The 4,256-nt window shown below is 50.9% G+C and carries 8 protein-coding genes and 1 pseudogene; 3 read left to right on the forward strand and 6 right to left on the reverse strand.

All coding sequences use genetic code 11. The annotated features are described in order from the left end of the window. The 6 genes from DW033_RS23545 to DW033_RS23570 all read right to left on the reverse strand — a co-directional run. A partial coding sequence (locus DW033_RS23545; protein WP_118470955.1) for a DUF4133 domain-containing protein occupies positions 1-116 on the reverse strand: 116 nt, incomplete at its 3' end. Between the two features lie 10 nt (positions 117-126). Further along, positions 127-438: a DUF4134 domain-containing protein gene (locus tag DW033_RS23550; RefSeq protein ID WP_004311205.1), complete on the reverse strand. Its 312-nt coding sequence runs from the start codon at positions 436-438 to the stop codon at positions 127-129. A 201-nt stretch (positions 439-639) separates the two neighbouring features. Beyond that, positions 640-1,380: a hypothetical protein gene (locus DW033_RS23555; protein ID WP_005643920.1), complete on the reverse strand. Its 741-nt coding sequence runs from the start codon at positions 1,378-1,380 to the stop codon at positions 640-642. After that, positions 1,377-1,766: a DUF3408 domain-containing protein gene (locus DW033_RS23560; RefSeq protein WP_287647342.1), complete on the reverse strand. Its 390-nt coding sequence runs from the start codon at positions 1,764-1,766 to the stop codon at positions 1,377-1,379. The genes DW033_RS23555 and DW033_RS23560 overlap by 4 nt, the downstream gene beginning before the upstream one ends. Then, complete coding sequence (locus DW033_RS23565; RefSeq protein WP_004311202.1) at positions 1,763-2,212, reverse strand: DUF3408 domain-containing protein; 450 nt, start codon at positions 2,210-2,212, stop codon at positions 1,763-1,765. The genes DW033_RS23560 and DW033_RS23565 overlap by 4 nt, the downstream gene beginning before the upstream one ends. 5 nt (positions 2,213-2,217) lie before the next feature. Beyond that, positions 2,218-2,973, reverse strand: coding sequence for a ParA family protein (locus DW033_RS23570; protein ID WP_005643916.1), 756 nt, complete (start codon positions 2,971-2,973; stop codon positions 2,218-2,220). Positions 2,974-3,205: 232 nt separating this feature from the next. Between DW033_RS23570 and DW033_RS25430 the strand changes: the two genes are divergently transcribed. From DW033_RS25430 to DW033_RS25435, 3 genes and pseudogenes are all read left to right on the forward strand, one after another. Further along, the gene (locus DW033_RS25430) at positions 3,206-3,385 is read left to right on the forward strand and encodes a hypothetical protein (protein ID WP_122383222.1); all 180 of its coding nucleotides are present in this window, start codon (positions 3,206-3,208) and stop codon (positions 3,383-3,385) included. A gap of 270 nt (positions 3,386-3,655) precedes the next feature. Beyond that, entirely contained in the window at positions 3,656-4,084 is a 429-nt protein-coding gene (gene mobA, locus DW033_RS23585) for a conjugal transfer protein MobA (RefSeq protein WP_005809224.1), read from the forward strand. Next, positions 4,063-4,256: pseudogene (locus DW033_RS25435) on the forward strand (relaxase); the annotation flags it as partial. The gene mobA and the pseudogene DW033_RS25435, both read left to right, overlap by 22 nt.

Genomic DNA, 4,256 nt, shown 5'->3' on the forward strand with positions numbered 1-4,256 from the left:
ACGAACAGGACGAAGAGAGCCAGCAGACCTCCGCAGAAGATGAAGAGGTACTGAGCCTTCAAACCCTTGAACTCGACCGGACGGCCGATACCCTTGTTTATCGGGTATTCAGCCATACATTGTTTATTAAAGGAAGAATGAGCGCAGGATAGTGGCGGCGACAATCAAGAAGATACAAGCCCCGAACCACGAGGCGGCGGTCTTCGAGGTGTCCGGGTCTCCGGACGAGAATTTTCCGTACACTTTCACGCCACCGATAAGCCCGACTACCGCGCCGATGGCGTAGATTAATTTCGTGCCGGGGTCGAAATACGAACTCACCATAGAGGTGGCTTCGTTGATGCCAGCCAGACCGTTTCCCTGTGCGAAAGCGGAGGCGGTTGCGGCAATCATAAGTGCCGCAGCGATGATTAACTTTTGTCTGATGTTCTTGTTCATAAACTGTTCTTTTTTGTGCCGTCCAAAGGGTGGATAGTCCTTTTTCGGGCGGTTGATACTTGATTACTTTACTTTGGTTTTAGTGGTTGCCCGTTTGTTTCTACGGACTTGGGGCTGTCCGTTGCGGGTTGGCTGTACCTTGTACCGCCGTGCGCGTGGGTGTCGTCATTTTACGTTTTCATTTCCATTCTTTTTTAGTTGTTATACATAGTTTCGGAAGTCGAACTCCTCGATGTTGTCGGGAATCACGAACACCTTTTCCTTTTGTTGTGTCACGGTCATGTTCACCGTGTCCACGAAAACTGCCATCGCCTTTGCAATCCTCTCGCTCATTGCTTCATCGGTCAGGCGTTCCGTTATTCTTGTGAAAAGCTCTGTCCCGTCCAGTTCCGTCATGACCTTTCCGGCGTGTCGCATTTCCTCATCGGATGGTGATTCCTTCCGTATGGTGTGTACTGCCATGTCAATATCCTCGAAGCTACTTCCCGAAGCCTGCTTTTTGTCTGGTTCTTCATCCTCCGGTTCATCTTCTCCGTACTCCAGTTCCGAGGGCGGGATGCTCGTGAAGGTTTCATCGAGTTTGTCCTCCGGTACTTGTGTCGGGCGTGAGACGGTTTCCGTGTTTCCGTCGTCAAAAGTAGCCTCTTCCTCCGACAGCTCAATGCCTTTTTCCGAAGTGGCGGCTTCTTGCGTCGGTATGGCAGCGGTTGTCCGGGTCGATGCCATCTTGAAACGGCTCTTGCCAATGATGTCCGAGGTGTCTGCGTGAGGTATTTCCTTATCCTTTCCTTGCTCTGCCACCGTACTGTCCAATGACCGCCACAGCCCGGCAATATGTCTGAAGAAACGGATGAGCTTCGTGTCCATGATGCGGTCATAGAACAGCAGAAACAGAAACCACACGTTGCAAGCAACCGATACGATTAAAAACGCCTTTGTCATAATCTTACTTTTTGGGCGTTTTCAATCTGTTCCATGTACTGCTGCCCGTATTGTCGGAAATGGTCGCGGAGGATGTTATCCACAAACTTGCCGATGCTCAAACCGTTTCCCATCCGACTGGTAACGATAGCGACTTTCTCATGAATTTCTCGGCTGATGTATATACATTGCCGCGTTTTGATTTCCGATGCTTGCAGGAAAGTCGAGAGCGGTTTGTCTCTGCCTTTATCCTTGCGGAAGTCAACGTCGGTATTTTCCTGTCCGTAGTCGGTTACACACTTTGCTGCACGGACAGCGGTTCTTTCACTCTTTCCTGTTTGCAGATACTCAGCCTGACGGTTCTTATTTGTTCTTTTCATACTTCTTTGTTGTTTTTGAGTGTTTATAAATTATAGGATTCCATGTGCCGTTTGAACGATTCGGCTATCTCGTCTTGGAACAGCGTGAAATGGTGTGTCAGCACGTTGTCAAGAAATGCCGCGATAGTCACTTCGTTGCCTCCGATTACATGAAGCATCTTCTGTATGCGGTCGTGGTACTCCTTGCGGATATAGACCTGCTTGCCGAGCCTTGCCGTGATATTGGAACCGCATATGAATACTGTGTCATAATCCAATTTTTCCGGCTTGCTGTTCCTGCGCCTGCGTTCCGGCTCCTCTTTGGAGTGCGAGGCGGGTGGAGAAACGGCTTCTTGTATCGCTTCTTTCGGAGGTGGGACAGGAGCGTTCCCGTCCGTGCTTCTCGCTTCCGGCGGAATGCTTGTATCGTCCAGTCGAAATGAGTTGATTACGGCTTCGCTGTCGATGTCCTCGATTCTTGTTTTCTTTGCCATGCCGTTCAGTTTTTGATGATGCCGAGAATCTCATCGACGAGTTTGTCGAGGTTGCTGCCGCGTACCAGTATTTTGTCCGCCGGAAACGCCGTGGAGCGGAATACCGCCTTGCGTTCTGCCGCCGTCTCCTTGCGGAAGCGCTTACTGTCCGGTAGATGTGTTTCCAGAATGGGCAGGGCGAACTCGGCACAGACCTTGTCGTATGCCTTGTAAAGTTCAGTCTTTTCGCGTCCGTCCACCATGTTCCACACGAGGTAAATCCCTTTGATGCCGGACTTGCCCGTGCTTATCATCTGTTCGTTGATGACAGTGGCGAACTTGATGGAACTCTCCATCACCACACGGTCGGCGATGATGGGCGTGAAGATATAGTCCATTTGGGAAATGGTCTGCACCACATCGGCATTGTTGATTGTTCCCGGCAGGTCGAAGAACACGAAATCGAGGTCGGGCTGCGCTGCCACCAGATTTTCGGCGGTCTTTACCGCATCTTCCGCACGGCTGCATCTGATGGTGTACGGGTTCTTCTTCAGTCGTTTGAGCTGCTCATACGCCAGCACCTTGTAATGCCCGTCCTCCATGACGGCTTTCATGTCACGCTTGCGCATGTCATGGATACTGTACTGCGGGAAATCGCAGTCCACCACGGCTACGTTGTAGCCTTTCACATAGTGCAGATAGCTTGCTACAAGCACTGTCAGGGTTGTCTTACCCGCTCCACCTTTCTGCGTGGAGATTGCCACATAAGTTGCTTCTTTCATTTTTTTGATAATTTATTTGGTTATACATCTGTCCGGTGGCGGTAGCGTATTGTCATTAGTACGTACGCACGCACTCCCATTCATTTATTTATTCACTCCTTAATCCGGCTGTGCCTGCGGGTATTCATCGGTTTGTCCAACCGTCCATGCTTTTATCCGTCCGCACGGACGTGTGCTTGGAAAACTATCTGTATACATACACCTGTTTTCAACCGTTTGGATTGATGCCCGGATTGCTGTCCGAACATCTGGCGGAAGGAGTGTATTTTCAGTCCCACATCCGAATCACACTGCAAATAAACAAGGATATTTTGGAACTTGTATCACTTCTCCGGCAAGTGGCAGCACGTTGCGCCGGTTGACACTGATTGTCCGGGTCAAGCCTCTGTCCGACATCGCTTTAAGGGCGTAACTTTGCACCTGAACGGCAGGGTACGCCGCAGGTGGCGCAGCCCGGAGTTTGAAAGAAATCATCCCCAATCCGTCCCCGACGGATTTTTATGTTCACCTGAACATAGCAAGGTATGTTTTCAGCCGCTCAAAATATTTTGAGCAGCCACGAAAACGCCTTGCCCTTGCAGGGGGGCGGGCTTACCCTCCGAAGTCGGGAAGCCTCTCAAACCTGCGGTGCTGTGCCTCGAAGCGGCGGCTTATGCCGTCAAACCGCTAAATCCAAAGTAATATGAGTGAAAAAAGAAGAAACAAAGGCGGGAGAAATCCCAAACTCGATCCGGCGGTGTTCCGCTACACCGTCCGTTTCAGCGAGGAGGAACACAACCGTTTCCTCTCCATGTTCGAGAAGTCGGGCGTTTACGCCAAGTCGGTCTTCCTGAAAGCGCACTTCTTCGGGCAGCCGTTCAAAGTGCTGAAAGTGGACAAGACGCTGGTGGATTACTACACCAAACTGTCCGATTTTCATGCGCAGTTCCGCGCGATAGGCACGAACTACAACCAAGTCGTGAAGGAACTGAGGCTGCATTTTTCCGAGAAAAAGGCGATGGCGTTGCTCTACAAGCTGGAGCAACAGACCGTCGAACTCGTGAAACTGAGCCGCCGGATTGTGGAACTTTCAAGAGAGATGCAGGAAAAATGGTCGCAAAAATCAGTGTAGGAAACTCGTTGTACGGCGCACTTGCCTACAACGGGGAAAAGATCAACGAGGCGAAAGGGCGGCTTCTGACAACCAACCGCATCTACAATGACGGTTCGGGGACGGTGGATATCCACCGGGCTATGGAGGACTTTCTCGCTCTGATGCCCGTGCGGTCGAAGGTGAAGAAACC

The organism is Parabacteroides sp. AF39-10AC, from assembly GCF_003635405.1.
GTDB classification, from domain to species: domain Bacteria; phylum Bacteroidota; class Bacteroidia; order Bacteroidales; family Tannerellaceae; genus Parabacteroides; species Parabacteroides distasonis.